This is a genomic window from Rhodovulum viride, assembly GCF_003265965.1.
Lineage (GTDB): Bacteria > Pseudomonadota > Alphaproteobacteria > Rhodobacterales > Rhodobacteraceae > Rhodovulum > Rhodovulum kholense.
Genome location: NZ_MUAV01000014.1, coordinates 96,760 through 123,032, shown reverse-complemented (window position 1 = coordinate 123,032; position 26,273 = coordinate 96,760). Strand labels below are relative to the sequence as shown.

The window sequence follows — 26,273 nt, the reverse complement described above, 5'->3', positions numbered from 1 at the left end:
CCTCCCCACCATGATCCAGGACGCCTGGAAATGGTTCCAGTCCGACGGGTACAGGGGCTGACCGGAACGGGGCGGGGGCGCTCTCAGACGGGCGGCAGGGCGGCATCCGCCGCCAGCCGTTCGATCCGCTCGGGGCTTTCCAGCAGATCGGCGAGGGTCAGCGACTCGATCAGCAGCAGATAGGCATAGAAAACCTGCCCGAAGAGCCTGCGGATGCGGCAGCTTTCCTCGTCCTCGCAATCGTCGCAGGGCTGGTAGGCCCGGCGCGACAGGCAGGGCAGCGGCGCGATCGGCCCGTCGACCTCGCGCAGCAATTCGCCGATGGACACCTGACGCGGCGCCTTGATCAGCAGATAGCCGCCCGACCGGCCCCGGCGCGAGCCGAGATAGCCGGTGCGTTTGAGATCCAGCAGGATATGTTCCAGAAACCGCTTGGGCGCGCCCGACCGTTGCGAGATCTGCTCGATGGTCAGCGCCTCGCCGTCCCCGGCGGCCTCTTCCGCGAGCGCGATCAGGGCCTTCAAGGCATACTTGGTCTTCTGGGTGATCATAGGCCACGCATACGAGCGAAACCCGCGACGATCAAGCGCGGCTGTTGCCGGACCGCCCCGGCCGCCCTCAGCAGCCGGAAGGATTAATCATTACGGCACAATAGGTTGAAGCCGCCAATCCAAACAAGGCACGGGTGTTTTTGTCCATACAGTGGCGGCCACAGCCCCCGGCCGGGGAAATCGCTCCATGGAAAGCACGAAGGACGGGAGGATTTATCACGACAACCTCTGTAGACTTAACTGGCCACAATGGGGGATTCGCACCATGCAGCCAGCTCCAAGAGCGGGTTTTGGCGGACTTGTGACGATGGGACGGCGCAATGCCGCCGCGCTGATCGTCTTTCTGGTCGCCTATCTGGCCCTCTTCGCCTTCATCCTGACACCCGAAAGCCTCTGGACCCAGCCGAGTTCTGCCATCGGCCACAGCCAGAACGCGGGGCGGTAACACCCGCGAGCCCCTCGGCGTCCATCCGCCGGGGGGCTGAACGTCCGGCTCCGGCGGCCACTGGCCCCGCGCCGGGAAAGGCGCGATAAGCAGGCGGCCCCGGGACCCGCCCGGACGGCGCGGGTCAAGGAGTTGCTGTCCCATGCTTGGCAAACTCGGCACCGTGTCCGGGCTGACCCTGCTCAGCCGGATCTTCGGGTTTCTGCGCGACGTGGTCCTGGCCGCGGCGCTCGGCGCGGGGCCGGTGGCCGATGCCTTCATGCTGGCCTTCCGCTTGCCGAACCATTTCCGCGCGCTGCTGGCCGAGGGCGCCTTCAACGCAGCCTTCCTGCCGGGCTATGCCGCGCTGTCGGCCTCGGGCGGTCCGGCCAGACGCTTCGGGGCCGAGGTGCTGGGCTGGCTGTTGCTGGCCAATCTCGTGCTGCTCGCGGTGGCGCTGAGTCAGACCGGATGGGTACTGAGCCTCCTCGCTCCGGGGCTTGGCGCCGAGGACCCGACACGGGCGCTGGCGATCACGCTGACGCGGATCACCTTTCCCTATCTCATGTGCATGTCGGTCGTGGCCTATCTGGGCGCGCTTCTGAACAGCCGCGACCGCTTCGCCGCGACCGCCGCCGCGCCGATCCTGCTCAATCTGTGCATGCTGGCAACGCTCTGGGCCGCGCCGCTCTTTCCGGGTGTGGCGCAGGCGGCGGCCGTCGGCGTGACCCTGTCGGGCGTGGCGCAGGTGCTGCTGCTGGCCATGGCCGCGACCCGCGCCGGGATCGCGCTGGGCGTCGCCCCGCCGCGGCTGTCGCCCGAGACCAGGGCCTTTTTCCGCCGCCTCGGCCCGGCGGTGCTGGCGGCCGGCGCGCTGCAGATCTCGGTGCTGGCCGATACGGTTCTGGCGACCTTCCTGCCGTCCGGGTCGCTGTCGACGCTTTACTATGCCGACCGGCTGTACCAGTTGCCGATCGGGCTGATCGGGGTCGCGCTGGGCACGGTGTTGCTGCCCGATATCGGGCGGCGGGCGGGGCTTGGCGACGCTGTCGGAATGCGCCGGGCGCTCGACCGCGCGGCGATGGTCTGCCTCGCGACCGGCCTGCCGATGGCCGTGCTGATGGCGCTTTTGGGCGACTGGGCGGTCGAGGTGCTGTTCCGGCGCGGGGCCTTCGATGCCGAGGCTGCGCAAGCCTCGGCCGCTATCCTCGCCGCCTATGCGCTGGGGCTGGTGCCCGCCCTGTCGGTACGCTCGCTGGTGGCGGGCTTTCACGGCCGGGGCGACACCCGCACGCCGCTGACGGCACTGATGCTGGCCGCGCTCCCCAATCTGGGGCTCAAACTCGCGCTGGCCCCGGTTCTGGGCGCGGCCGGATTGGCGCTGGCGACCTCGGCGGGGATGGCGGTCTATGCCGGCCTGCTTTGGGTCCTGTCGCGGCGGCGCGGCCATGCCGGGGCGCTGCCGCGCGGGCGCGTCACCGGGCTTCTGGGGACGACCGCCGTGATGGCGGCGGCGGTGCTGGCCCTGAAGGCGCCCGTGCGCGCCGCGGCCGAGGCCGCCCTGCCCGGGGGCGCGCTGGCCGCAGCCCTGATCGCGCTGGGGCTTCTGGGGCTTGCGCTCCAGACGGCGGGCAGCGCGCTTTGCCTGCGCGGCTGGCACCCGGCCTGAGCGGCTTCCCGAGCGGCATCCCGGGCCGCGTCCCGATCACGGCTGCGTGTCCGGCCAGGTCCGGCGACGGAAGCCCGCCCCCGCCGCGTATGACCCTGCAACGCCCCTTTCGCCGCATTGCGAGCCTTTCCCGATGAAAACCAGACTGCGCCTTCTGATCCTTCTTGTCGCCGCCGCGCTTGGGGCCGGCGCCTGGGCGGTCTCGCTGCGCGACACGGCGACCGGCACGCCCGCCACCGCCGCCGCGACCCGCGGCACGGTCGAGCGGACGGTTCTGGCCACCGGCACGGTCGAGGCAAGCCAGTTGGTCAGCGTCGGCGCCCGGGTCTCGGGCCAGATCGAGACGTTGGCGGTCGCACTGGGACAAGAGGTCAAGGCGGGCGATCTGATCGCGCAGATCGACTCGCTCGACCAGCAGAACGACGTGCTGCAGGCCGAGGCCGATCTGGCCAATATCATGGCCCAGATCGCGGCGAAGACCGCGAGCCTGACGAAGGACGAGCTGACGCTGAACCGGCAGGTCAAGCTGGCCGCGCAGAACTATGTCTCGGACGGCGATGTCGAGGCGGCGCAGGCCGATGTCGATGTCGACCGCGCCGATCTAGAGGCGCTCGAAGCCCAGCGCAAACGAGCCGAGGTGACGGTTTCGACCGCCAAGATCGCGCTGGAACGCACCCGGATTACCGCGCCGATCACAGGCACCGTCGTCGCCATCGTCGTCGAGGAAGGCCAGACCGTGAACGCGGTCAACGACGCGCCGACGATCGTCAAGCTCGCCAATCTCGACCGGATGGTGGTGAAGGCCGAAATCTCCGAGGCAGATGTGGTGCATGTCAGGCCGGGGCAGGACGTGCGCTTTACCATCCTCGGCGAACCCGACACCCCGTTCACCGCGACCGTGCGCGATGTCGAACCGGCGCCCAGCGAGATCGAGGACAGCGACACCATCTCGACCGACGAGGCGATCTATTACAACGGCCTGCTCGAAGTCGACAATCCCGACCGCAAGCTGAGGATCGGCATGACGACCCAGGTCTCGATCGTGCTCGACCGGGCCCAGAACGTGCTGACCGTGCCCGCCTCGGCGGTCAGGACCGGCCCGGGCGGCGCCGAGGTCCAGCGATACGACCCCGCCACCGGCACGGTTCGCACTCAACCGGTCGAAGTCGGGCTGAACGACAAGGTCACGGCCGAGATCGTCTCGGGCCTGTCCGAAGGCGACCGGGTCGTCACCGGATCGGCCGAGGCCACGGCGGCCCAGGGCAGCGGATCGCGGCGGATGCGTCCGCCGATGGGGTTCTGAGATGCACGGCTCCGAACCTGGCCAGCCGCTGATTGCGGCGCGCGGCATCACCCGCAGCTTTCAGGCGGGCGACGAGACCATCACCGTTCTCGACAATGTGGATATCGAGATCCGCGCGGGCGAGATGGTGGCGATCATCGGCGCCTCGGGGTCCGGCAAGTCGACGCTGATGAACATTCTCGGCTGTCTCGACCGCCCGAGTTCCGGCCGCTACCTCTTCGACGGGCAGGATGTCTCGGCGCTCGACCCGGATGCGCTGGCCGAACTTCGGCGCGAGCATTTCGGTTTTATCTTCCAGCGCTATCAGTTGCTGCCCGATCTCGACGCGGTCGGAAATGTCGAGGTTCCGGCGGTCTATGCGGGCGAAGGCGCGGGGCCGCGGCGCGCCCGGGCGACGGACCTGCTGCGGCGGCTCGGCCTTGGCGACCGGCTGGACCACCGGCCGAGCGCGCTTTCGGGCGGCCAGCAACAGCGGGTGTCGGTCGCGCGCGCGCTGATGAACGGCGGCGAGGTGATCCTTGCCGACGAGCCGACAGGTGCGCTCGATTCCAGTTCGGGCGAAGAGTTGATGGCGCTTCTGCTCGACCTGAACCGGCAGGGCCATACCGTGGTGATGGTGACCCATGACCCGCGTGTCGCCGCCCATGCCCACCGGGTGATCGAGATCCGCGACGGCCGGATCGTGTCGGACCGGCCCACCGCCGACGCGCCCCGGGCGGACCGGCCCGACCGCCCGGTCCGCCAGATCCGCGCGGGCGCGGGGCTGAGACGCCAGATCGAGGCATTGAGCATGGCCGCGCGGGCACTTCTGGCGCATCGGGTGCGCAGCCTGCTGACCATGCTGGGCATCATCATCGGCATCGCCTCGGTGGTGCTGGTGGTGGCGCTTGGCAATGGCAGCCAGCAGAAAGTGCTGGAGAACATCAGCTCGCTCGGGACCAGCACCATCACCATCCGCTCGGGCAGCGGCTTCGGCGCGCGCGACGCCAACCGCTTCGAGACGCTGGTGCCCTCGGATGCCGATGCGCTGGCACTGCAGGACTTTGCCGACAGCGTCTCGCCGGCGGTGTCCGACAGCCTGTCGGTGCGCTACCGGAACGTGACCTCGACCGCCTCGATCGGCGGGGTCAGCGGCGACTATTTCCAGGTTCATGCCTATACAACCCTGCAAGGCACTGTCTTCGGCCCCGAGGACATCGCCGCCCGCGAACAGGTCGCGGTGATCGACGAGGACACCCGCGACACCTTCTTCGGCGCGGGGGCCGACCCGCTGGGCGAGGTGCTGCTGCTGGGCCGGGTGCCGGTGCGGGTCATCGGGCTGGTGCGCGCGACCGGGGCGACCTTCGGCCCGTCCTCGCTGAATGTCTGGATCCCCTACACCACCTCGATGGCGCGGGTCTCGGGGCAGGACCATTTCAGCAGCATCGCGGTCCGGGTCGCCGACGGCTACGACATGACCAGGGCGCAGGACGCGATCTCGGCGCTGATGCTGACCCGCCATGGCAGCAGGGATTTCTTCCTCACCAACAGCGACTCGATCCGCGAGACCATCACCAGCACGACCCGGACCCTGACCGCCTTGGTCGCGATGATTGCGGTGATCTCGCTGATCGTGGGCGGCATCGGGGTGATGAACATCATGCTGGTGTCAGTCACCGAACGGACCCGCGAGATCGGGGTGCGCATCGCCATCGGCGCGCGCCGGTCCGACATCGTCGCGCAGTTCCTGATCGAGGCGGTGCTGGTCTGCCTCGTCGGCGGGGTTCTGGGGATCGCGGGCGCGTTGCTGACGGGCGAGATTGTCGACCGGGTCGCGACCGAGGTGCGGCTGGCCTTCTCGGGCACGGCCATCGCGGTGGCATTCCTGTCCTCGACGCTGATCGGCATCACCTTCGGGTTTCTCCCGGCCCGGGCGGCGGCGCGGCTCGACCCGGTGGTCGCCCTGAGCCGGGAATAGGGCCTCAGGCCGCCAGCATCGCCCGGCGGCGCAGCCGGATCGCGGCGATCCCGGCCCAAAGCATGCCCAGCGGCAGGGTGAGCAGGACGCCGAAACCCAGCGTCGGCAGGGCGATGACGAAGGTCAGCACGATCATCACGATCGCCGCCACGCGGCTGACATAGAAAAGTCCGAACGGACCCAGCAGCAGCGCAGCCAGAACGGCGACGGCAACATTCGGGCCACCATCCGAGAAGGTGGAGCCGGAAACGGCAGAGATATCGGTCATGGCAGGTCCTCACACCCAGCGCATTCGCCCGGACCAGAGGCGGCCCGGACCTCGATGCATCCTGCCTCTGCCCGAAATCGGGCCGAAATCGTGCGCCAATGCGGGCGGAGGGCGGCAGGTGAAGACAATTCTATCGACCCCTCGATCGCCCTTATCGACCGCGGCCGCCCCGGTTTCGACACCTGGATTGCGAAACTGTAATCCGGCCGACAGGGGGATGCGATCCGGCGCGCGCTAGGGTCCGCGCGCCCGGCGCGGCGCGGGTGTTGCACCGGACCCGAGACTCGGTCATGCCCGGGGAGCGGACGACCGCGAAGCACGAAAAGAACGGGCCGACGCATGTGCAAGGGAGAACAGGAAAGGGCGGGGCGATGAAGCTCGGTCGCAAACCGGTGCTGGCCGGGCTCGCGGTGCTCGCGCTGGCGGGGGTGCTGGTCTGGTGGTGGGCCCATGAACGGGTCTATCCCGGCACCGACGATGCCTATGTCGAGGCCCATGTGCTGACCGTCGTCCCAGAGGTGGGCGGGCGCATCGCCGAGCTGGCCGTCGACGAGAACGACCATGTGGCGGCGGGCGATCTTCTGTTCCGCATCGACGACCGCGCGCTGAAGGCCGCGGTCGATCAGGCCCGGGCCCGGGCCGATGCCGCGCTGCAATCGGCGGGCGCCGCCGCCCGCGAGGTCGCCGCCGCCGAGGCCGAGCTCGACTCGGCCCGCGCCGCCCGCCGCGAGGCCGAGGCCGACTACCTGCGCCAGGAGGGGCTTTTCCGCCGCAACGACGTGTCGCAATCGGCACTCGACAGCGCGCTGGCCGCGCGTGACCGGGCGCAGGCCGAAGAGACGGCGGCCGCTCAGCAACTGGCCCGGGCGCAGGCCAGTCTCGGTGACGAGGGCGACCGCAACGCCGGTGTCCGCGAGGCGCTGGCCGCGCTGCAGATGGCCGAGATCGACCTTGACCATGCCACCGTGACCGCGCCCGAAAGCGGCTGGATCGCCAATATCGACCTTCGGCCCGGGTCCGTCGTGACCGCAGGTCAGCCGCTTTTCTCTCTGGTGGGCGATGGCCAGTGGTGGATCGAGGCCAATTTCAAGGAAACCGATCTGACCCGCATCCGCCCCGGCCAGCCCGCCGCCATCGGCATCGACCTTTGCCCCGCGCTCGATCTGGAGGGCCGGGTCGCCAGCGTCGGTCCGGGCGCGGGGGCGGTCTTTTCGCTCTTGCCCGCGCAGAACGCGACCGGCAACTGGGTCAAGGTCACCCGCCGCATCCCGGTCCGGATCGCGCTTGACCCGGTGCCCGAGGCTGCGCGCTTCTGCCTGAAGGCGGGCGCCAGCGCGACCGCGACCGTCGACACCACGGCCGCGCCCGGACCATGAGCGCCGCGCGCTGGCCCATCGTCCTGGCGGTGGTGCTGACCGCGATCCTCGAGGTCATGGACATGACCATCGTCAACGTCGCCCTGCCCCATATAAAGGCGGCCTTCGGGCTGACCTCGGACCAGACCGTCTGGATCGTCACCAGCTATATCGTTGCCTCGGTGGCGGTGATGCCGCTGACCGGGTTCTTCGTGCGGCGGGTCGGGCGGCGGCGGCTGATCACCTCGGCGATCCTGGGCTTTGCCGGCTTCTCGATGCTGTGCGGGCTGTCCTGGTCGGTCGGCACGCTGGTTCTGTTCCGGATCGGCCAGGGGCTGTGCGGTGCCTTCCTGATCCCGCTGTCGCAATCGATCCTGTTCGACGCCTTCCCGCGCGAGAAACGCGGCCAGGCCATGGCCTTCTTCGGGCTGGGCGTGGTGGTGGCGCCGGTCTTCGGCCCGACGCTGGGGGCGCTTCTGACCGAATATTTCTCGTGGCGCGCGGTCTTCTACGTCAACCTGCCGCTGGCGGCCTTCGCGCTGATGCTGATCGCGGGCGAGTTGGAGGCCGAAGAGACCCGGTCGCTGCCGGTCGACTGGGCGGGGCTCGCGCTGATGCTGACGGCAATCGGCTGTTTGCAGATGACGCTCGATCTGGGCGAGACCCATGACTGGTTCGGCTCGAAGCTGATCCAGGTCACCGCGCTGAGCTCGGCGGTGGCGGGCGTGTTCTTCGTGGCGCGAGGCTGGCGCAAGCGCGACAACATCGTCGATTTCTCGCTGCTGCGCGACCGCAGCTTTGCGGCGGCGAATGTGGCGATCCTGGGCTTCGGGGTGTCGATGTTCGGGGCAATCGCCATCCTGCCGCTCTTCGTGCAGGGGCTTCTGGACTATCCGGTGCTCGATGCGGGGTATCTGTTCATTCCGCGCGGGCTGGCGGCGGGCGTGTCGATGGTCGTGACCGGCGCGGTGCTTCTGAAACGCATCGACGCGCGGCTTCTGGTGGTCGCGGGGCTTGGGCTGACCGGGCTGGGCAATGTGCTGCTGAGCGGGCTGAACCTCGATGCCGGGTTCTGGGATCTCGGCCTTCCCGGCGTGGTGACCGGCTTCGGGATGGGGCTCTTCTTCGTGCCGATGTCGACCCTGGCCTTCCAGAACATCTCGTCGGCGCGGCAGGACGAGGCCTCGGGCATCTATGGCGTCACCCGGTCGATCGGCTCGTCGATTGGCGTCGCCATCCTGGGCTGGCAGGTCTCCGAGCGGAGCCAGGTGCATTGGGCTCTGCTGGGCGAGGAACTGACCGCGACACGGCAGGCGGTCTCCCAGTATCTGGCGCCGCTGGGGCTGACCCCGACCAGCCCGGAAGGCGCGGCCTGGCTGGCCCAGACGCTGCGCGCACAATCGGCGATGCTGGCCTATCAGGACGCCTTCCTGCTGGCAGGGCTTGCGGCCTTCGCGATGATCCCCGCGGCGCTGGTCCTGCAGAAACCACGCCCGGGCGCGCCCGCCGAGACCGCGGCCGCCTGAACGCCCGCGGCCCCCGCTGCGACAACGCCCCGTTCGCGTTCGCCGGTCCAGATGCTTGCAGCACTCGCCCCAATCGCTAGGGTGCGACGCATGCGACACCATCCTTCGGCCCGTCCGGCCGGCGGCGGATCGCCCACCGGGACGGTATATGGAAGGCTTCCTGCTCAACGCCACGCTTTATCTGCTGTGCATCGTGCTTGCGGTTCCGCTGGCCACGCGACTGGGGCTTGGCTCGGTCCTGGGCTATCTTCTGATCGGGCTGGTTGTTGGGCCGGTGTTGGGGCTTGCCGGTGCCGAGATGATCACGCTGCGCCATGTGTCGGAAATCGGCGTGGTGATGATGCTGTTCCTGATCGGGCTCGAGCTCGACCCCCGCGCGCTCTGGGCGATGCGGGACAAGCTGGTCGGGATGGGCGGGCTGCAGGTCCTGATCACCGTGGCGCTGGTCACCGCGGCCGCCATTGTCTTCGGCCAGACCTGGCAGTCGGCGCTGGCCATGGGGATGATCTTCTCGCTGTCCTCGACGGCCATCGTGCTGCAGACCCTGACCGAAAAGAAGCTGATGAACACGCCCGGCGGGCGCAGTGCGTTTTCGGTGCTGCTGATGCAGGACATCGCGGTGATCCCGATGCTGGCGATCATGCCCTTCCTCGCCTCGCCCGAGATGCGCGCGGCCGAGACCGAAGGCAGCCATGGCGCGATGCATCTGATCGAGGAACTGCCCGCCTGGGGCGTGACGCTGGTCACGCTGGGCGCGGTCGCGGGCACGGTGCTCGCGGGTCACTATCTGGTGCGCCCGCTTTACCGTTACGTCCAGGCGGCACGGTTGCGCGAGCTGAACACCGCGATGGCGCTGGTGATCGTGGCGGGGATCGCCTCGCTGATGCTGATGGTGGGGCTGTCGCCCGCGCTTGGCACTTTCCTCGCGGGCGTGGTGCTGGCCAATTCGGAATTCCGGCACGAACTGGAAAGCTCGATCGAGCCGTTCAAGGGCCTGCTGCTGGGACTGTTCTTCATTACGGTCGGCGCGGGCATGGATTTCTCAGTGTTCTGGGACGCGCCGATCCTCTTGCCGGTCTATGTGACCGGTCTGGTGCTGATCAAGGTCGCCGTGCTGTACGGTCTGGCCCTGGCCTTCAAGCTCGACCGGTCGAACCGCTGGCTGTTCACCCTGGGGCTGGCGCAGGCCGGGGAATTCGGCTTTGTGCTGGTCGGCTTCGCCTCGTCCCAGCGGATCATGCCGCCCGACATCGTCGCCATGTCGAGCCTTGTGATCGCGCTGTCGATGCTGATCACGCCCGCGCTCTTCATCCTGCACGACATCATCGCCCGGGTGTTGCAGGCGCGTGGCGGGACGCGGCCCGATGCCGACCAGATCGACGAACACCATCCCGTCATCATCGCCGGGATCGACCGGTTCGGGCTGACGGTGAACCGGATGATCGCGCTGACCGGCGGGCGGACCACGGTGATCGACGACGACCTGCGCGCGGTGCGGCGGGTCCGGCGGCTGGGCTTCAAGGCCTATTACGGCGACGCGACCCGGCCGGCGCTGCTCGATTCCGCGGGCATCGACACGGCCGAGGTGCTGGTGGTCTGCATCGGCGACGCCCAGGCCGCGACCACGCTGGTGCGCTACGCCCGGCGCGTGCGGCCCGACCTTTTCATCATCGCCCGCGCCCGCGACCGCGAACATGTCTTCGAGCTGTACCGCGCCGGCGCCGACGAAACCGTGCGCGAGGTCTTCGACAGCGCGCTGCGCTGCGGGCGCCGGGTGCTGGAAAAGACCGGGCTTTCCGCCTACGAGGCCGAGAATGCCGAAGAGACGCTGTTCAGCTTCGACCGCACGGCGCTGCGCGAGCTGGCCAAGGTCTGGAAGCCCGGCGTGCCGCTCGAGGACAATGCCGAATATATGGAGCTGAACAGCAAGCTTCAGTCCGATCTGGAACGCGCCTTCGCCGAAAGCCTGCTGCACGAGGCCGCCGCGCTGCGAAGCGAAAGCGAGACCACGACGCCGACCGACGTGCTGGCCGAATCCGACACCCTGCCCGAGCCGCGCTGATCGCCCGTCCGGGGTGCGGTGCTTGGCGCGCTTTACCGTCGCGGGCGCCGTCCCGCAGACTGGGTGGGCCGGCGCCGATGCCGGTCCCGACCAGACCGGAGCCCGCCCATGGCCAACCCGCTTTACGACCAGCTTTTCGGCCGCCATGCAGGGCGCGAGACGCCCTTCCTGCATCTGGCCGACGGCCGCACCCTGACCCATGCGGCCTTCCTGACCACCGCCGCCCGCTTTGCCCATGCGCTGAACGCCTTCGGGCTCGGCCCCGGCGACCGGCTGGCGGTGCAGGTCGAGAAATCGCCCGAGGCGCTGGCGCTTTATGCGGCCTGCGCCCAGGCCGGGGTGATCTTCCTGCCGCTCAACACCGCCTATACTCCGGACGAGCTGGCCTATTTCCTGTCCGACAGCGGGGCGCGGCTGTTCATCTGCGACGGCCGCCGGATGGGCGGGCTGACGCCGGTCGCCGAGGCTGCGGGCGCCCGGATCGCCACGCTGAATGCCGATGGCTCGGGCAGCTTCACGGTGATCGCCCGCGCCAGGACCGGCACCTATCCGACGGTGCCGCGCGACGCGGAGGATCTGGCCGCCTTCCTCTACACCTCGGGCACGACGGGGCGGTCCAAGGGGGCGATGCTGACCCAGGCCAACCTGATCTCCAATGCCGAGGTGCTGACCGATGTCTGGCGGTTCACCGCCCGGGACGTGCTGCTGCACGCCCTGCCGATCTTTCACACCCACGGGCTTTTCGTCGCCACCAACACCCTGCTGCTGGCCGGCGGGTCGATGATCTTTCTGCCGAAATTCGACACCGACGCGGTGATTGCCGCGCTGCCCCGCGCGACCGCGATGATGGGCGTGCCCACCTTCTACACGCGGCTTCTGGACGATCCCCGCTTCGACCGCGCACTGGCCGCGCCTCTCAGGCTCTTCGTGTCGGGCAGCGCGCCGCTTCTGGCCGAAACCCACCGCGCCTTCGAGGCCCGCACCGGCCACCGCATCCTCGAACGCTACGGCATGACCGAAACCAACATGTCGACCTCGAACCCCTATGAGGGCGAGCGCATCGCGGGCACGGTGGGCCTGCCGCTGCCCGGGGTCGATCTGAGGATCGCCGATCCCGAGACCCGGGCCGAGCTGCCGCAGGGCGAGATCGGCCAGATCGAGGTCCGGGGCCCCAATGTTTTCAAGGGCTACTGGCAGATGCCCGAGAAGACCCGCGAAGAGCTGTGCGAGGACGGCTTTTTCCTGACCGGCGATCTGGGGCGGATCGACGAGAACGGCTATGTGCAGATCGTCGGCCGCGCCAAGGACCTGATCATCTCGGGCGGGCTCAACATCTATCCCAAGGAAATCGAAGAGGCGCTCGACGCCCAGCCCGGCGTGCTGGAAAGCGCGGTGATCGGCGTGCCCCATCCCGATTTCGGCGAGGCCGTGGTGGCGGTGCTGGTGCCTGCGCCGGGTACCGGGCCCGATCTGGACGCCATCGCCGCCGACCTCAGGACCCGGCTGGCCGCCTTCAAGCAGCCGCGCCGGGTGGTGCTGACCCCGGCGCTGCCGCGCAACGCCATGGGCAAGGTGCAGAAGGCGGCGCTTCGCGCCGAGTATCGCGACAGCTTCGCCTGAGCACGCGTCGCGTCCGGGTCGCTATTGCAGGGCCATGATCGCGGCGAAAAGCCCGCCCGACAGCAGGGCTGTCGCCGGGACGGTGATGCCCCAGGCCGCGACGATGGTCATGAAATGCGACCGGCGCACCAGCTTGCGGCGGCGGCGTTCTTCCGGGGCCAGCCGCTTGGCCTGCGGCAGCGTCTGATCCATCCGGCGCCAGCGCCGCTCGGCATCCCATTCGCGGAAGAACCCGACGCCGAAGACCCCGCCCACGGCGATATGGGTCGAGCTGACCGGCAGCCCCAGCCACGAGGCCACGATCACCGTCAGCGCCGCCGACAGCGCCACGCAATAGGCCCGGACCGGGTTCAGCTTGGTGATCTGGCTGCCGACCATGCGGATCAGCTTGGGCCCGAACAGCATCAGCCCGAACGAGATCCCGAAGGCGCCGATCACCATCACCCAGACCGGAATCGCAACCTGCCCCAGAACCTCGCCGTCCTGCTGGGCATGGACTATGGCCGCCAGCGGCCCGACCGCATTGGCCACGTCGTTGGCACCATGGGCAAAGGACAGAAGCCCCGCGGAAATCACCAGAGGCCCGGTGAACATGACCTTCAGCGACCGGTTCCGGTTCTCGAGCCCCACCGACTGGCGCCGGATCAGCGGCACCGAAACCAGCCCGGCCAGGACCCCGACCAGCACCCCGATCAACGCCGCATGCCCGAGCCCGATATCGAAGAGGTGTTTCAGCCCCTTCATCGCCAGATAGGTCGCAAAGGCAGCCGACATCACGCCGATCAGCACCGGCACCCAGACCCGGGCCGCCGCGATCTTGTCGTCCCGGTAGACGACCTTCCACTTGATGAAGGCCAGCATCCCGGCCGCGATCACCCCGCCCAGAAAGGGCGAGATCACCCAGCTGGCGGCGATGCCGCCCATGGTCGGCCAGTTGACTGCCGCGATGCCCGCCGCGGCAACGCCCGCGCCCAGCACGCCTCCCACCACCGAATGGGTGGTCGAAACCGGCGCGCCGATCCAGGTGGCGATGTTGACCCAGACGGCGGCCCCCAGCAGCGCGGCCATCATCGCCCAGGTGAAGGTGGCCGAATCCGCGACGCTTTCGGGCGCGATGATGCCCTTGGAAATGGTCGAGACCACGTCGCCGCCCGCGATCAGCGCGCCCGCGCTTTCGCAGATCGCGGCGATGGCGATGGCCCCCGCCATCGACAGCGCGTTGGCGCCGACCGCAGGACCCATGTTGTTGGCGACGTCATTGGCCCCGATGTTCAGCGCCATGTAGGCGCCGAAGGCCGCGGCCGCCATGACGAACAGCAGACCCGGCGTGTTGCCCGTCACCAGGGCCGCGGCCAGCGCCGCCGCCACGATGAAAGCGAGCGAGATTCCGACACCCACCAGCGGACGCGACACGGATTGTGCGGCGGTTCCGACCTGCGACAGGCGCTTGAGGTCCTTGTCCAGTGTCTTCCACTGGCGGTCCTTGAAAGTGTCTGACACGGGAAGCCTTTCCTCGTTTACCGTCGGTCGCGGCAGGGCACAGCCTCCCGCGGCTGGGGCGCAGCGCAGGCCCGCGCACGCGGTCCGGCCGTCCCGGCAGGACGAATGTCACCGAAACGTCATATCCGCAAGCCTTGCCGCCGCCGCCGCGACGGTGTTTGGCATCCCAATCGGGCCGAAGATGTTCCCGGAGATGTCGGATTTGCGGTAGATGACGTGATATTTTCGCACACCCGACAGAGTATTGGGTTTATGATTCGCCAAAGTTGGTCGCGCAAAGCGCGGCACCCGGAGAGGCCCGGGGGAGGAGTCGCGCGGATGCTCTGGCGGCCGCGCAGGATACGAGCGGAAAAGAATGGATGGAAGTTTGGCGATCGAGCCAAAGGCACCGGTTGGCAGCCAGATTGCGGCATTGCCCTTCCGGCGTGACAAGAACGGCCGGCTGAGCGTGCTGATGGTCACCTCGCGCGGGACCGGCCGCTGGGTCATGCCCAAGGGCTGGACCATGGACGGGCGCAAGCCCTGGGTCGCGGCCGAGATTGAGGCGCTGGAAGAGGCCGGGGCCGAGGGCTACGTCGCCAGCCAGAGCATCGGCACCTACGACTATGACAAGCGCCTCGACGACGGGTCGGTGCTGCGCTGCCGGGTCGAGGTCTTTCCGATGATCGTGACAAAGCTCAAGCGCGACTGGAAGGAACGGCGCGAACGCACCCGCCGCTGGTTCAGCCCCAAGGATGCCGCCCGGCGGGTCGACGAGCCCGAGCTGGCAACGCTGCTGCGGTCGCTGTCGGGCAAGCCGCAGAAGGTGCCCGTGATCCGCGACCTGATCCGGTCGGCCTGACCAGTCCCGGGCCTTGCGGCAATGGCTCCGCGTTCGCGCGGCGCCCGTGTTGGCGCCATCGCTGCCCAGCAATGCGGCAGGGCATGGCCCTCGGCCCAGCCCGGCCGCCGTTCGCTTGACGCCGCTGCCCCCGCGGCAGAGGCTGGGGGCAGGAGCGTGACGATGACAGCTGACACCGCCTATGACCGCTTGATGGCCGGAGCCGCCCGCGGCCGCTGGGACGCGGCAGACCTGCATGTCGCCGCCTCGATCCTGGCGCTGGCCCTGTCCGAAGCCCCGGTTCCCGAGGACCTGCCAGCGCATTGCGGCCTGGACGCGGCCGAACTGGCGGGGCTGGTGGGCGCGCTGTTCCCGGCGGCGCCGCGCGAGTTCCTGCGCGGCATCGGCGACGTCCCCCGCGGCATCGAGGAAGACTCGCTGCGCTCGCTGCTGCTGGCCCATGCGGGCGACACGGCGCTGGCCCCGCCGCTGGCCTCGATGATCGCGCGCCGCGCGATGGAGCCCGACCACCTTTGGCAGGATCTGGGCCTGCGCAACCGGGGCGAGCTTTCGGCGATGCTGACCCGGCATTTCGGCCCGCTCGCCGCCAAAAACACCGCCAACATGAAGTGGAAGCGGTTCTTCTACCGGCTGATCTGCGAGGACGAGGGCTTCGTGCTCTGCGCGGTGCCGGTCTGCACCGACTGCGCCGATTTCGACATGTGCTTCGGCGAGGAAAGCGGCGAGGCCCGGCTGGCCCGCGCGGGCCGGGCCGTGCCCCGCGCCCCCGCTCAGGTCTTGAAGATCCGGTAGATCGCCGGGATCACCAGCACCGTCAGCATGGTCGAGGAGGCCAGCCCGAACAGAAGCGACAGCGCCAGCCCCTGAAAGATCGGGTCCGCGAGGATCACCGCCGCCCCGATCATCGCCGCAAGCGCGGTCAGCAGGATCGGCTTGACCCGTGTGGCCCCGGCCTCGACCAGCGTCTCGACCGTGATCCGGCCCCCGGGATCGGCATGGCGGATGAAATCGACCAGCAGGATCGAGTTCCGCACGATGATCCCCGCCAGCGCGATGAAGCCGATCATCGAGGTCGCGGTGAAGGGGGCATGGAACAGCCCGTGCCCCAGCATGATGCCCAGAAAGGTCAGCGGCACCGGCGTCAGCACCACCAGGGGCAGCCGGAACGAGCCGAACTGCGCCACGACGAGGATGTAGATCCCGACCAGCGCCACCCCGAAGGCCGCGCCCATGTCGCGGAAGGTGACCCAGGTCACTTCCCATTCGCCGTCCCACAGGAGGACCGGCCGGTCCTCGGAAAGCGGCTGGCCATGCAGACGGATCTCGGGCGCGGTCAGGCCCAGCGCCGCCCAGTCGACCCGGGCAAGCCGGTCCTCGACCGCCAGCATGCCGTAAAGCGGCGCCTCGAACGCGCCCGCCAGATCGGCCTGGACCATCTCGGCATATCGGCCGTTATGGCGGAAGACCGGGAACGAGGCCTGTTCTTCGGACAGCCGCACCACATCGCCCAGCTCGACCACGCCGCGCCCGCCGGGCAGCGCATTGGCCGGAACCGGCGTCGCCAGCGCCCGTTCGTCCAGCACCCGGTCGGCCTTGTCGCGCGCCACCACGATGGGGATCGGCGCCCGCCCCTCGCCGCGATGGGAATAGCCGACCGTGGTGGACCCGTTCAGCATCCGGAGCGTGTCCAGAGCGTCGGCCTCGGCGACATCGAAGAAGGCCAGATCGGACGGATCGGCCTCGGCCCGGATGCGGCGGGCGCGGGTGCCGAAGCTGTCGTCGACATCGACGATGAAGGGCGTGTCCTCGAAGGCCTGCCGGACCTTGGCCGCGACCGCGCGGCGGGTGTCGCCATCGGGGCCGTAGATCTCGGCCAGCAGGGTGGCAATGACGGGCGGCCCGGGCGGCGGCTCGACCACCTTCAGCACGGTCCCCTCGGGCAGATCGAGCGCCGCAAGCCGCTGGCGCAAATCAAGCGCGATGGCATGGCTTGTCCGGTCGCGGGCATCCTTGGGCGAAAGGTTCACCTGCACATCGCCCTGTTCGGGGCTTTCGCGCAGGAAGTAGTGGCGCACGAGCCCGTTGAAGTTGAAGGGCGCGGCGGTGCCCGCATGGGTCTGGGCCGAGACCGCCTCGGGCATCGCCAGCGCCACCCGCGCGGCGGCCTGCGCCACCGCGTCGGTCGCCTCGACCGAGGCGCCCTCGGGCAGGTCGATGACGATGGCCAGTTCCGACTTGTTGTCGAAGGGCAGCAGCTTGACGGTCACGTCCTTGGTGTAAAGCGCGGCCATCGAGCCGAAGGAGACTGTCGCCACCCCCAGCAGGAAAACTACGCTGATCCATTTGCGCGACAGGATGGGCCGCACGACATGGGCGTAAAGCCGCCCCAGCCGACCGCCCGGATGGCCGTGGCCTGCGCCCTCGGCGGGGACGGGCGCCCGGCCCGCGATCTTCAGCATCAGCCAGGGCGTGATCGTCACCGCGACGAAGAAGGAAAAGATCATCGCGGCCGAGGCATTGGCGGGGATCGGGCTCATGTAAGGCCCCATCATCCCCGAGACGAACAGCATCGGCAAAAGCGCCACGACCACCGTCAGGGTCGCGACGATGGTCGGGTTGCCGACCTCGGCCACGGCCTCGACCGCCGCCCGCACCCGGCTGTCGCCCGGTTTCATCATGCCCCAGTGCCGGGCGATGTTCTCGATCACCACGATGGCGTCATCGACCAGAATGCCGATGGAGAAGATCAGCGCGAACAGCGACACCCGGTTCAGCGTGTAGCCCATGGCATGGGCGGCAAAGAGCGTCAGCAGGATCGTCACCGGAATGACGATGGCCACCACCAGCGCCTCGCGCCAGCCGATGGCAAACAACACCAGGGCCACGATCGAGACCGTCGCCAGCCCCAGATGGAACAGAAGCTCGTTGGCCTTCTCGGACGCCGTGTGCCCGTAATCGCGCGTGACCTCGACCGCGACCGTATCGGGGATCAGCCCGCCCTTCATCTCTTCAAGCCGGGCCAGCACCTGTTCGCCCACCACCACCGCATTGGCGCCCGCGCGCTTGGCCAGCGCAAGCGTGACCGCGGGGCGACGGACGATCTCGCCATCCCGGCCGCGGGCGAGGCTTGCCACATGGTGTTCGTCCAGATCCGAGACGAAACCGATCTCGGCCAGGTCGCGCAGATAGACGGTGCGGCCGTCGCGCGCGGTCAGTTCCAGATTGCCGATCTCGGCCGGGGTTGCCAGCGTCCGGCCCAGCGCCAGCCCGACTTGCTGGCCGCCGTCGCGCACCAGCCCCGCCGGGGCGGCGGCATTGGCGCCCGCGACCTTCTGCGACAACTGCTGCAGCGTGATCCCGTAAAGCGCCAGCTTCTGCGGGTCGGGGGCGATGCGCAGCGCCTCTTCGGTCGCGCCGACCAGATAGGTCAGCCCGACATCGTCGATCCGGACCAGCTCGGTCTCGGCCTCGCGGGCGATCCGGGTCAGATCGGCCGCGGTCACGGCGGTCTGGCCGAAAGTGGGCGTGAAGGTCAGTGTGACGATGGCCACGTCGTTGATGCCGCGCCCCACGACCAGCGGCTCGGGAATGCCGACCGGGATGCGGTCCATGTTGGCCAGGATCTTGTCGCGCACGCGCAAAATCGCGGTGTCCTGGCTCAGCCCCACCTTGAACCGCGCGGTCACCATCGCCCGGTCGTCATAGGTCTGCGAATAGACATGCTCGACCTCGTCGATGCCCTTGACGATGGTCTCGAGCGGCTCGGTCACCAGCTTGACCGCGTCGACGGCCTTCAACCCGTCGGCCTGGACATGAATATCGACCAGCGGCACCGAGATCTGCGGTTCTTCCTCGCGCGGCAGGGCGATCAGCGCGATCAGGCCCAGCGCCAGCGCCGCCAGCAGCAAAAGCGGCGTCAGCGGCGAGCGGATGAACCCCCTGGTCAGCGTTCCGGCCAGGCCGAGGCGGCGGGCGGCGGGGCGGGGTTCGTCACTCATCGGGGCTCACCACGCGGTCGCCGGGTTCCAGCCCGGTCAGGATCTCGACCCAGTCGCGGCGGTCATGGGTGAGGCGCTCGCCCGGCACCACCGCGCGCTCGACCGGGCCATCGGGCCCCGCCACCGCGACGAAATCGAGCCCGCCGCGATGCGTCACCGCCCCCGGCGGCACCAGCAGCGCCCGCCGCGTGCCGACCGGCAGCCGGACCGGCACCCGGCGCCCGACGAACCGGCCGTCGAGCCCCTCGACCTCGACATCGGCCAGCACCCGGCCGCCCTCGATCTGCGGATAGATCTTGACCAGCCGCCCGCTTTGGCCGTGGCCCGTGCCAACGTCGATCCGGTCGCCCTGCCGCAGCGCCAGCGCATGGCGTTCGGGGATCGCGAGCCGCAGGAACAGCCCGCCGCCGCCGATCTCGGCCACCGTGTCGCCCGCGACCAGAACCGAGCCGGGCGAGATCGGCACCGACAGCACCAGCCCGCTGCCGGGCGACAGAACCGCGCCTTCGGCAACCTGCTGCTCGATCACGCGGCGCTGGGCGGCGGTGCTGTCGATCTGGCCCTCAAGCTCGGCCACCTGGGTCGCAAGCTGGTCGAGCCGCTGCTGGGTGACGACGCCCCGTTCCCGCAGCGCCGTGCCCCGGTCGAGATCGCGCCGCGCGGTCTCGAGCTGCGCGGTCAGCGCCTTCAGCGTCGCGTCGAGCGCACGCATCTGAAAGGTCAGCTTGTCGTCCTCGATCCGCGCGATTTCCTGCCCGGCCTCGACCGGATCGCCCTCGGTCACCTTCAGCTCGGCCACCGTGCCGCCGATCCGGCTGCGCGCGGGCACCCGGTCACGGGCCTCGACCTCGCCATAGACCGGCTTCCATTCGGTGATTTCGACCGGCGCCAGAACCGTCTCGGCCGCCGCGGCGGGCAAGGCCGCCAGCAGCACCAGAATCATCGCGAGTCGCCCGCCCATCGTCCCACCTTTCGCCGAGTCGCAGCTGCCCGGGCGAACCGGTTCGCCCCCGGACCAACAAATGCAATTTATTGAATGTATGGGCCTGTTCCGCCGCATTTGCAAGAGCTCAGGACCGGCTTCCCGGCCCAGATCTTGTCCGGCGCCCGGCGGCTCGGCGCAAAAACCGAATTCTTACAGAAAGATGACCCTGGATCTGCCGGGGCCGGAGGGGGCGCCGCGACTCGCACTGCGACATTCCGCGCACCGCCCGGTGCGTCGGAATCCCGCCGGAAATGCGCCATCGGCCGCGCAGCGATCCGCCTAAAAGGCGACTGATACGCTTGTTCGGAAGGGGTCTGACGTCTATCTTTCCTTCCGTCTCGGCAAGCCGGAGGAGGCGGCACCGACACGACCGCATTTATAAAGTTATTTGTTAGCCGGGGAGGCGGGCACCCGGCGTGCAGCCCAGCCCAGTTTCGCGGATGATGTTGACGTTACGTGCCATGCCAGACTCAAGCTGTCCCGAGCCCGGGGTTGATCCCACCGAAGGGCTCACGGAATTCGCGCTTGAATCCCTTCTGGCCTCGCCCGAGGGATGGCGGTCTTTTGCGCGCGAAAGCGTGGCGGTCTGGCCCAATTCCCGGCCTCTGGCGGTGATCTTCGCGCTGGTCAACGCCTCTGCCCAGATCGAGGCGATCTTCTCGGAAGGCAGCCCGGCCCGCACCGCGGCGCAGAACGGGTTCCGACTGGCGGGGCTTCTGTCGGCCGACCTTTACGCGATGCAGAGCCTCGGCCTGCCGCATGCCCGCGCCGCCGACTTCGCGGCCTACTGGCACAGCTCCGACCCCTATTTCCTGAACCTCTGAGCCGCCCGGACGCCGCCTTGCCAAGCCCCGTGCCCGCATGCGAGCTAGGGGAACGGCAAAGCTGAAAGGGGGCGCACCGTGCCAAGCGAGGAAACCCCATCGCCCGCCCGGACCGCCGGGCCACAACCTGCGCAGGACCGCAATGCAGGCCTGCCGCTCGATACCGGCTGGGTCGCTGCGACCCGGGTGAACCGTCCGGCGGCCGAACGCCATGTGGCGGGTCTTGCCGCGCGGCGCCCGGCCGATCCGGCGACCGAAGCGGTCTGGCTTCTGCGCGCGGTCGGGCTGATCGACCTCACGACGCTGTCGGGCGACGACACCCCCGGCCGCGTCCGCAGGTTGTGCGCCAAGGCCCGGAACCCGCTGCGCGCCGATCTCAGGGCGGCGCTTGGCGCCGGTCGGGTGACCACGGCCGCGGTCTGCGTCTATCACGAGATGATCGCGCCTGCGCGCGCGGCGCTCGAGGGCTCGGGCCTGCCGGTCGCGGCGGTTTCGACCGGCTTTCCGGCCGGGCTGTCGCCCTTTTCCACCCGGCTGGCCGAGATCGAGGCCAGCGTCGCCGCAGGGGCTGCGGAAATCGACATCGTGATTTCGCGCCGCCACGTGCTGCTGGGCGATTGGCAGGCGCTTTACGATGAGGTCGCGGCGTTCCGCGCCGCCTGCGGACCCGCACATATAAAGGCAATCCTTGCCACGGGCGAGTTGGGCACGCTGACCAATGTCGCCCGGGCCAGTCTGGTCGCGATGATGGCGGGCGCCGATTTCATCAAGACCTCGACCGGCAAGGAACCCGTGAACGCGACCCTGCCGGTCGGGCTGACCATGTGCCGGATGATCCGCGCCTATCGCGAGGCGACCGGCATTGACGTGGGCTTCAAACCCGCGGGCGGGATCTCGACGGCGACGGATGCGCTCGACTGGCTGGGGCTGGTGGGCGAGGAACTCGGGCCGCGCTGGCAAGAGCCGGCGCTTTTCCGCTTCGGTGCCTCGTCGCTTCTGGGCGCGATCGAGCGGCGACTGGACGAGATCGCCTTCGGTGCGGGCAACACCCCCCGCCGCCACGCGCCGGGCTAGAACGATGCCGTCCCCCACACTCGACCGCGGCCCCGGCCGTGCCTCCGACGCCGAGGCCCGCGCCTGGATCGCCCGAAAGCAGGGCCGCTTCGGTCCCTGGGTCGGCGGACCGGTGGCGCCGGACGGGCCGATCCGGACCCTGACCGCGCCCGCGACCGGGACCGACCTTGCCGAGCTGGCCGAGGCGACGCCGCCCCAGATCGCCGACGCCCGTGCCGCCGCCGGGAGCGCCCAGGCCGACTGGGCTGCGCTGTCGGGCCCCGCGCGGGCCGACCGGTTGCGGGCCTGGGCCGAGGCAATCGACGCCCGGGCCGCCTGCCTGACCCAGCTGCTGGCGCTGGAAACCGGGCGACCGGTGCGGCACGGCCGCGCCTGGCTGGCCGAGGGGGCGACGGCGCTGCGACAAGCGGCGGATCAGGCCCTGCTGGGCGAGGCGGACCGACCGGGCCTCGTGCCCATGGGGATCGTCGCGCCCGGCCTGTCGCTTGGCCGGATCGGTCCGGCGCTGGCGGCAGGCAATGCCGCGATGCTTGCGCCCGGCCCGGGCGGCGGCATGCTGGCCGCCCTGTGCCTGGCCGAGGCCGCGGCAGAGGCCGGACTGCCCGCGGGTCTGCTGACAGTGCTGACCGGCCCCGCCAAGCCATTGCTCGGTCTCGCGCGGCCACCCTTACCGGAGCTTTCTGGCCCCTGCCTGCATCTGGTGCTGGAGGATGCCGATCTCGATGCCGCCGCCGACGCCATCGCCGAGGCGCTGGGCAATCCGCCGCCTGGCACGACCGGGCAGCGCCTGCTGGTTCAGGAATCGGTCGCCGAGCGGGTCCATGCCCGGCTGGCCGGGCGCATGGCGCGGCTGATCGTCGGCGACCCGCTGGACCCGGCCACCGATCTGGGGCCGCTGCCCGAGGCCGCGCTGCGCGACCGGCTGACCGCCGCGCTGGCCGACAGCACAGGCACCCCGATCCAGCCGCTGCCCCGCCTGCCCGACACTGGCCTCTATTTCGCACCTGCCCTGATTTCGGGCCTCGCCCCGGCCTCGCCCGAGATGGAGCTTCCCCTGCCCGGGCCCATCCTGCTGTCGATCACCTTCCGCAGCCCGGCCGAGGCCATCCTGTTGGCCAATGCCGGACCGCCCGCTCCAGCCGCAAGCCTCTGGAGCGAGACGCTGGCCGTCGCGCTCGATCTTGCCACCGCGCTTGAGGCCGGGACGGTCTGCGTGAACGGCACCGATCTTGGCCTCGCCCCGGACCCTCTGGAACTCTGGCAACGGCCCGAGGGCCTTGCCCCGGCCCGGCCCATGGCCCCCGCCCCGGCCGACCGCGGCCCCGACCCAACAGCCGCGTTGACCGCCGCGCGCCGCGCGCAGACCGGCTGGGCCCGGCGGGACGCCACCGGCCGCGCCGCCGTGCTGGCCCGCACTGCCGCCCGGATGCCCGAAGAGGCGGCCGCGCCGCTGGCCGCCTGCGCCGCGCGGGCCGCGACCGCCTGCGCCACCTGGTCCGAGAAGCGGGACAGCGCCACGTTGACACGTCAAAGGCCCCTTGGCGTGATCGCCGCCCTCTGTCCGGCCGAAACCCCGGCCCTCGCGGCCGCCACGATCCTCGGGCCGGTGCTGGCCACGGGAAACGCCGCATTGCTGCTGGCGCAACCAGGCTGCGAAACCCAGCTGCGTCTGTTGGTGAAGGAGTTGGAAGCGGCCGGACTGCCCGCCGGGCTGGTCCAAATCCTGTCGGGCGCGCCAGCGGCCGTGGCGCTCCGCCTCGCCGCGCGGGTCGATCTCGACGCGCTCTGGTGTTTCGAGGGAGACGATCTGCCGGGCGACCTGCCCGACCGGGGGGCATCCGGCGGCCCGGCGCTATGGCTGGCGCAAGCCGCCCCCGGGGCCTGGTCGCAGCCGAGGGACCCAAGCGAGGCTTTGCTGCGGGCGGCCAGCCGTGCACAGACGATCCGGACAAGCTGGGGCGCCTGAGAGCGCGTCCCCGGCCTGTCGCGATGTCAGCTCAGCGCGAGAACACGCGGCGCCAGAAGCCCTCGGCACGGTCGCCCGCCGATTCTAGCGATTCGCCCATCTCGTCCAGCATCGGCTCGATCCGGTCTTCCTTGAACCGGGCCAGCAGTTGCCAGATCCAGATCACCAGCGCGGCCAGGGCGCCGAGGAAGAGGATGTTGAACCACGGGATGGGGCTGTCATCCGGGCTGCCCACCGGACGCAGTTCGACCGCGTTCGGATAGATCGAGAGATATTCGTTGCGCCAGCCGTAATGGGTCACGACCACCCATTCCGGGTTTTCCTTGGTCGAAATCATGTCGCTGGCTTTGGCCTGAAGGTTCGAGGTGTCGAACTTGAAATAGGGCGGCCAGCCCCAGCCGGTATCCTCGTTGCGGAAGACGACCGGCTTGCCGTCGCGGTTGAACGTCTCGATGAAATTGACGAAGCGGGTATTGTCGCCTTCGCTGTTCCCGGCGCCGTTGCTGGCGAAGAAGATCCGGTTCTCGCCGAAGGTGATCTGCCGTTCCTTGGTCGCGGTGATCCGCACCACGTCATGCTGGGGCAGCGTGTAGTGCAGGAAGCCCGCGATCACCAACACGACGATGGTGACGATGGTCCATTTGACGTAAGCCATTCGAGCCTCACATGTAATTCGTGATATAGATGATCGTGCCGACGACGATGGCCGGCACGACATAGACCCCGAGGATCAGCTTGCGCCGGAGCGAGCGGTCATATTGCCGGAGCCCCTCCTCGACGTAAGCATGGCGGTCGCCGATACGGATGTCCTCGTCCCATTCCCGTCCGAGCTTGCCGCGTCTGACCGCACGGGAATAGAGCGACACGGCAATATAGATCACCGTGAGGATCACGAACCCCGCAAGAGCAAAACGCAGGAATGCAAACATGGTTCCTTCCTCCCGGGCGATCCCGCCCTCGTCGCCGAATATAGGCAAGCCCCGTGCGATTTGCACGACAGGCCAGCGGCCGGACGCAGCCTAGGCGCGATTGCCGCAGCCACCGCAAGGCGCTAGGGTCGGGCATGGACACATCTCCGGGGCATGGGCTGGAACGGGCGATCGCGACAAGGCGCGACGAGGTGGCAGCGCTGGCGCGCGATCTGATCCGCATTCCCACGCTGAACCCGCCGGGGCGCAACTATCTGGAAATCTGTGAATATCTGGGCGAGCGGCTGGCCGCGAAGGGCTTTAAGGTCAGCTATGTCCGGGCCCGCGGTGCGCCCGCCGACAGCGACGCCCATCCGCGCTGGAACATGATCGCGCGGCATGAGGGCACCGAGGGCGGCGACTGCGTCCATTTCAACGGCCATCACGACGTGGTCGAGGTCGGCCATGGCTGGAGCGTCGATCCCTTCGGCGGCGAGATCCGCGACGGCCGGGTCTGGGGCCGGGGCGCCTGCGACATGAAGGGCGGCATCGCCGCGGCGGTGCTGGCGGCCGAGACCTTCGTCGCCACCTGCCCCGCCTATCGCGGCGCGGTCGAGATCAGCGCCACCGCCGACGAGGAATCGGGCGGTTTCGGCGGGGTCGCCTGGCTGGCCGAGCGCGGCTGGTTCGCGCCCGAGCGGGTCCAGCATGTCATCATCCCCGAGCCGCTGAACAAGAACCGGATCTGTCTGGGCCATCGCGGCGTCTGGTGGGCCGAGATCGAGACGAAGGGCCGGATCGCCCATGGCTCGATGCCCTTCCTGGGCGATTGCGCGGTCCGCCACATGGGCGCGGTGCTGGCCGAGATGGAGGCCACGCTGTTTCCGCTACTGGCGGGGCGGCACACCGCGATGCCGGTGGTGCCCGAGGGCGCCCGCGCCGCGACGCTCAACATCAACGCGGTCCATGGCGGCGAGCCGGAACAGGAGGCGGGCTATGACGGCCTGCCCGCGCCCTGCGTGCCCGACCGCTGCCGCATCACCATCGACCGGCGGGTGCTGATCGAGGAGGACCCCGAAGAGGTCAAGCGCGAGATCCGCGCATTGATGGAGCGGGTCCGCGCCCGCCGCCCCGGCTTCGAGTATGAAATCCGCGAGCTGTTCGAGGTTCGCCCCAGCATGACCGAGCGAGACGCGCCGGTGGTGCGGTCGGTCGAGCGCGCGATAAGCCGGGTGCTGGGCACAGCACCCGATTTCGTGGTCTCGCCCGGCACCTATGACCAGAAGCATATCGACCGGATCGGGCGGCTCAGGAACTGCATCGCCTATGGGCCGGGCATCCTCGATCTGGCGCATCAGCCCGACGAATGGGTCGGCATCGACGACATGGTCGAGGCCGCGCAGGTCATGGCGCTGACGCTTCAGGACCTGCTGGGCGGCTGA

General features: G+C 69.4%; 22 protein-coding genes. 14 read left to right on the top strand and 8 right to left on the bottom strand.

Annotated features, from left to right (window positions below; all coding sequences use genetic code 11):
- Nucleotides 1-83: 83 nt before the first annotated feature.
- Nucleotides 84-551, bottom strand: coding sequence for an RrF2 family transcriptional regulator (locus tag BYZ73_RS13215; RefSeq protein WP_075784839.1), 468 nt, complete (start codon nucleotides 549-551; stop codon nucleotides 84-86).
- 307 nt (nucleotides 552-858) lie between these two features.
- Between BYZ73_RS13215 and BYZ73_RS22775 the strand changes: the two genes are divergently transcribed.
- From BYZ73_RS22775 to BYZ73_RS13200, 4 genes are all read left to right on the top strand, one after another.
- Nucleotides 859-996 carry a hypothetical protein gene (locus BYZ73_RS22775; RefSeq protein ID WP_181498049.1) on the top strand — a complete coding sequence of 46 codons (138 nt, stop codon included), beginning with the start codon at nucleotides 859-861 and terminating at the stop codon, nucleotides 994-996.
- 142 nt (nucleotides 997-1,138) lie between these two features.
- Complete coding sequence (gene murJ / locus BYZ73_RS13210) at nucleotides 1,139-2,644, top strand: murein biosynthesis integral membrane protein MurJ (RefSeq protein WP_112316306.1); 1,506 nt, start codon at nucleotides 1,139-1,141, stop codon at nucleotides 2,642-2,644.
- A 133-nt stretch (nucleotides 2,645-2,777) separates the two neighbouring features.
- Entirely contained in the window at nucleotides 2,778-3,947 is a 1,170-nt protein-coding gene (locus tag BYZ73_RS13205) for an efflux RND transporter periplasmic adaptor subunit (protein ID WP_112316305.1), read from the top strand.
- A gap of 1 nt (nucleotide 3,948) precedes the next feature.
- On the top strand, nucleotides 3,949-5,904 hold the full coding sequence (locus tag BYZ73_RS13200; protein ID WP_112316304.1) for a MacB family efflux pump subunit: 1,956 nt from the start codon (nucleotides 3,949-3,951) through the stop codon (nucleotides 5,902-5,904).
- Nucleotides 5,905-5,908: 4 nt separating this feature from the next.
- On the opposite strand, the gene BYZ73_RS13195 is transcribed toward BYZ73_RS13200, so the two are convergent.
- Nucleotides 5,909-6,172 carry a hypothetical protein gene (locus BYZ73_RS13195; protein WP_108028046.1) on the bottom strand — a complete coding sequence of 88 codons (264 nt, stop codon included), beginning with the start codon at nucleotides 6,170-6,172 and terminating at the stop codon, nucleotides 5,909-5,911.
- A gap of 371 nt (nucleotides 6,173-6,543) precedes the next feature.
- On the opposite strand from BYZ73_RS13195, the gene BYZ73_RS13190 reads away from it, so the two are divergent.
- The 4 genes from BYZ73_RS13190 to BYZ73_RS13175 all read left to right on the top strand — a co-directional run bounded on the left by BYZ73_RS13190 (nucleotide 6,544) and on the right by BYZ73_RS13175 (nucleotide 12,735).
- Nucleotides 6,544-7,548, top strand: a complete 1,005-nt coding sequence (locus tag BYZ73_RS13190) for an HlyD family secretion protein (RefSeq protein ID WP_112316303.1) — start codon at nucleotides 6,544-6,546, stop codon at nucleotides 7,546-7,548.
- Nucleotides 7,545-9,053, top strand: coding sequence for a DHA2 family efflux MFS transporter permease subunit (locus tag BYZ73_RS13185; protein ID WP_112316302.1), 1,509 nt, complete (start codon nucleotides 7,545-7,547; stop codon nucleotides 9,051-9,053). Before BYZ73_RS13190 ends, BYZ73_RS13185 begins: the two co-directional genes overlap by 4 nt.
- Before the next feature lie 148 nt (nucleotides 9,054-9,201).
- On the top strand, nucleotides 9,202-11,115 hold the full coding sequence (locus tag BYZ73_RS13180; RefSeq protein ID WP_112316301.1) for a monovalent cation:proton antiporter-2 (CPA2) family protein: 1,914 nt from the start codon (nucleotides 9,202-9,204) through the stop codon (nucleotides 11,113-11,115).
- A gap of 108 nt (nucleotides 11,116-11,223) precedes the next feature.
- Nucleotides 11,224-12,735: a malonate--CoA ligase gene (locus tag BYZ73_RS13175; RefSeq protein WP_112316300.1), complete on the top strand. Its 1,512-nt coding sequence runs from the start codon at nucleotides 11,224-11,226 to the stop codon at nucleotides 12,733-12,735.
- Between the two features lie 21 nt (nucleotides 12,736-12,756).
- On the opposite strand, the gene BYZ73_RS13170 is transcribed toward BYZ73_RS13175, so the two are convergent.
- Together BYZ73_RS13170 and BYZ73_RS22770 are read right to left on the bottom strand one after the other, a co-directional pair.
- Entirely contained in the window at nucleotides 12,757-14,235 is a 1,479-nt protein-coding gene (locus BYZ73_RS13170; protein WP_112316299.1) for an inorganic phosphate transporter, read from the bottom strand.
- Between the two features lie 108 nt (nucleotides 14,236-14,343).
- Entirely contained in the window at nucleotides 14,344-14,697 is a 354-nt protein-coding gene (locus BYZ73_RS22770; RefSeq protein WP_181498051.1) for a hypothetical protein, read from the bottom strand.
- Here BYZ73_RS22770 and BYZ73_RS13165 point away from each other — a divergent pair.
- Both BYZ73_RS13165 and BYZ73_RS13160 read left to right on the top strand, forming a co-directional pair.
- Entirely contained in the window at nucleotides 14,690-15,076 is a 387-nt protein-coding gene (locus BYZ73_RS13165; RefSeq protein WP_245943145.1) for an NUDIX hydrolase, read from the top strand. The genes BYZ73_RS22770 and BYZ73_RS13165 overlap by 8 nt on opposite strands.
- A gap of 162 nt (nucleotides 15,077-15,238) precedes the next feature.
- Nucleotides 15,239-15,868 carry a nitrogen fixation protein NifQ gene (locus BYZ73_RS13160; protein WP_112316298.1) on the top strand — a complete coding sequence of 210 codons (630 nt, stop codon included), beginning with the start codon at nucleotides 15,239-15,241 and terminating at the stop codon, nucleotides 15,866-15,868.
- Here BYZ73_RS13160 and BYZ73_RS13155 read toward each other — a convergent pair.
- Entirely contained in the window at nucleotides 15,847-19,074 is a 3,228-nt protein-coding gene (locus BYZ73_RS13155; protein WP_112316297.1) for an efflux RND transporter permease subunit, read from the bottom strand. The genes BYZ73_RS13160 and BYZ73_RS13155 overlap by 22 nt on opposite strands.
- A complete protein-coding gene (locus tag BYZ73_RS13150; RefSeq protein WP_245943142.1) occupies nucleotides 19,067-20,035 on the bottom strand; it encodes an efflux RND transporter periplasmic adaptor subunit in 969 nt (322 codons plus the stop codon). Before BYZ73_RS13150 ends, BYZ73_RS13155 begins: the two co-directional genes overlap by 8 nt.
- 485 nt (nucleotides 20,036-20,520) lie before the next feature.
- On the opposite strand from BYZ73_RS13150, the gene BYZ73_RS13145 reads away from it, so the two are divergent.
- The 3 genes from BYZ73_RS13145 (at nucleotide 20,521) to BYZ73_RS13135 (ending at nucleotide 23,923) form a co-directional block, all read left to right on the top strand.
- Nucleotides 20,521-20,883 carry a hypothetical protein gene (locus BYZ73_RS13145; RefSeq protein WP_075784825.1) on the top strand — a complete coding sequence of 121 codons (363 nt, stop codon included), beginning with the start codon at nucleotides 20,521-20,523 and terminating at the stop codon, nucleotides 20,881-20,883.
- A gap of 78 nt (nucleotides 20,884-20,961) precedes the next feature.
- A complete protein-coding gene (gene deoC, locus BYZ73_RS13140; protein ID WP_112316296.1) occupies nucleotides 20,962-21,957 on the top strand; it encodes a deoxyribose-phosphate aldolase in 996 nt (331 codons plus the stop codon).
- Between the two features lie 4 nt (nucleotides 21,958-21,961).
- A complete protein-coding gene (locus tag BYZ73_RS13135; protein WP_112316295.1) occupies nucleotides 21,962-23,923 on the top strand; it encodes an aldehyde dehydrogenase family protein in 1,962 nt (653 codons plus the stop codon).
- 31 nt (nucleotides 23,924-23,954) lie between these two features.
- Here the strand turns inward: BYZ73_RS13135 and BYZ73_RS13130 are convergent, their stop codons facing one another.
- Entirely contained in the window at nucleotides 23,955-24,578 is a 624-nt protein-coding gene (locus tag BYZ73_RS13130) for a DUF1523 family protein (RefSeq protein WP_112316294.1), read from the bottom strand.
- A 7-nt stretch (nucleotides 24,579-24,585) separates the two neighbouring features.
- On the bottom strand, nucleotides 24,586-24,852 hold the full coding sequence (locus BYZ73_RS13125) for a hypothetical protein (RefSeq protein WP_108028034.1): 267 nt from the start codon (nucleotides 24,850-24,852) through the stop codon (nucleotides 24,586-24,588).
- A 134-nt stretch (nucleotides 24,853-24,986) separates the two neighbouring features.
- Between BYZ73_RS13125 and BYZ73_RS13120 the strand changes: the two genes are divergently transcribed.
- Nucleotides 24,987-26,273: an acetylornithine deacetylase/succinyl-diaminopimelate desuccinylase family protein gene (locus BYZ73_RS13120; protein ID WP_112316293.1), complete on the top strand. Its 1,287-nt coding sequence runs from the start codon at nucleotides 24,987-24,989 to the stop codon at nucleotides 26,271-26,273.

Coding starts and splice junctions, on each gene's coding strand:
- BYZ73_RS13215 (WP_075784839.1), bottom strand. CDS start 551: ATGATCACCCAGAAGACCAAGTATGCCTTGAAGGCCCTGATCGCGCTC.
- BYZ73_RS22775 (WP_181498049.1), top strand. CDS start 859: ATGGGACGGCGCAATGCCGCCGCGCTGATCGTCTTTCTGGTCGCCTAT.
- murJ (WP_112316306.1), top strand. CDS start 1,139: ATGCTTGGCAAACTCGGCACCGTGTCCGGGCTGACCCTGCTCAGCCGG.
- BYZ73_RS13205 (WP_112316305.1), top strand. CDS start 2,778: ATGAAAACCAGACTGCGCCTTCTGATCCTTCTTGTCGCCGCCGCGCTT.
- BYZ73_RS13200 (WP_112316304.1), top strand. CDS start 3,949: ATGCACGGCTCCGAACCTGGCCAGCCGCTGATTGCGGCGCGCGGCATC.
- BYZ73_RS13195 (WP_108028046.1), bottom strand. CDS start 6,172: ATGACCGATATCTCTGCCGTTTCCGGCTCCACCTTCTCGGATGGTGGC.
- BYZ73_RS13190 (WP_112316303.1), top strand. CDS start 6,544: ATGAAGCTCGGTCGCAAACCGGTGCTGGCCGGGCTCGCGGTGCTCGCG.
- BYZ73_RS13185 (WP_112316302.1), top strand. CDS start 7,545: ATGAGCGCCGCGCGCTGGCCCATCGTCCTGGCGGTGGTGCTGACCGCG.
- BYZ73_RS13180 (WP_112316301.1), top strand. CDS start 9,202: ATGGAAGGCTTCCTGCTCAACGCCACGCTTTATCTGCTGTGCATCGTG.
- BYZ73_RS13175 (WP_112316300.1), top strand. CDS start 11,224: ATGGCCAACCCGCTTTACGACCAGCTTTTCGGCCGCCATGCAGGGCGC.
- BYZ73_RS13165 (WP_245943145.1), top strand. CDS start 14,690: ATGGTCACCTCGCGCGGGACCGGCCGCTGGGTCATGCCCAAGGGCTGG.
- BYZ73_RS13160 (WP_112316298.1), top strand. CDS start 15,239: ATGACAGCTGACACCGCCTATGACCGCTTGATGGCCGGAGCCGCCCGC.
- BYZ73_RS13155 (WP_112316297.1), bottom strand. CDS start 19,074: ATGAGTGACGAACCCCGCCCCGCCGCCCGCCGCCTCGGCCTGGCCGGA.
- BYZ73_RS13150 (WP_245943142.1), bottom strand. CDS start 20,035: ATGGGCGGGCGACTCGCGATGATTCTGGTGCTGCTGGCGGCCTTGCCC.
- BYZ73_RS13145 (WP_075784825.1), top strand. CDS start 20,521: ATGCCAGACTCAAGCTGTCCCGAGCCCGGGGTTGATCCCACCGAAGGG.
- BYZ73_RS13135 (WP_112316295.1), top strand. CDS start 21,962: ATGCCGTCCCCCACACTCGACCGCGGCCCCGGCCGTGCCTCCGACGCC.
- BYZ73_RS13130 (WP_112316294.1), bottom strand. CDS start 24,578: ATGGCTTACGTCAAATGGACCATCGTCACCATCGTCGTGTTGGTGATC.
- BYZ73_RS13125 (WP_108028034.1), bottom strand. CDS start 24,852: ATGTTTGCATTCCTGCGTTTTGCTCTTGCGGGGTTCGTGATCCTCACG.
- BYZ73_RS13120 (WP_112316293.1), top strand. CDS start 24,987: ATGGACACATCTCCGGGGCATGGGCTGGAACGGGCGATCGCGACAAGG.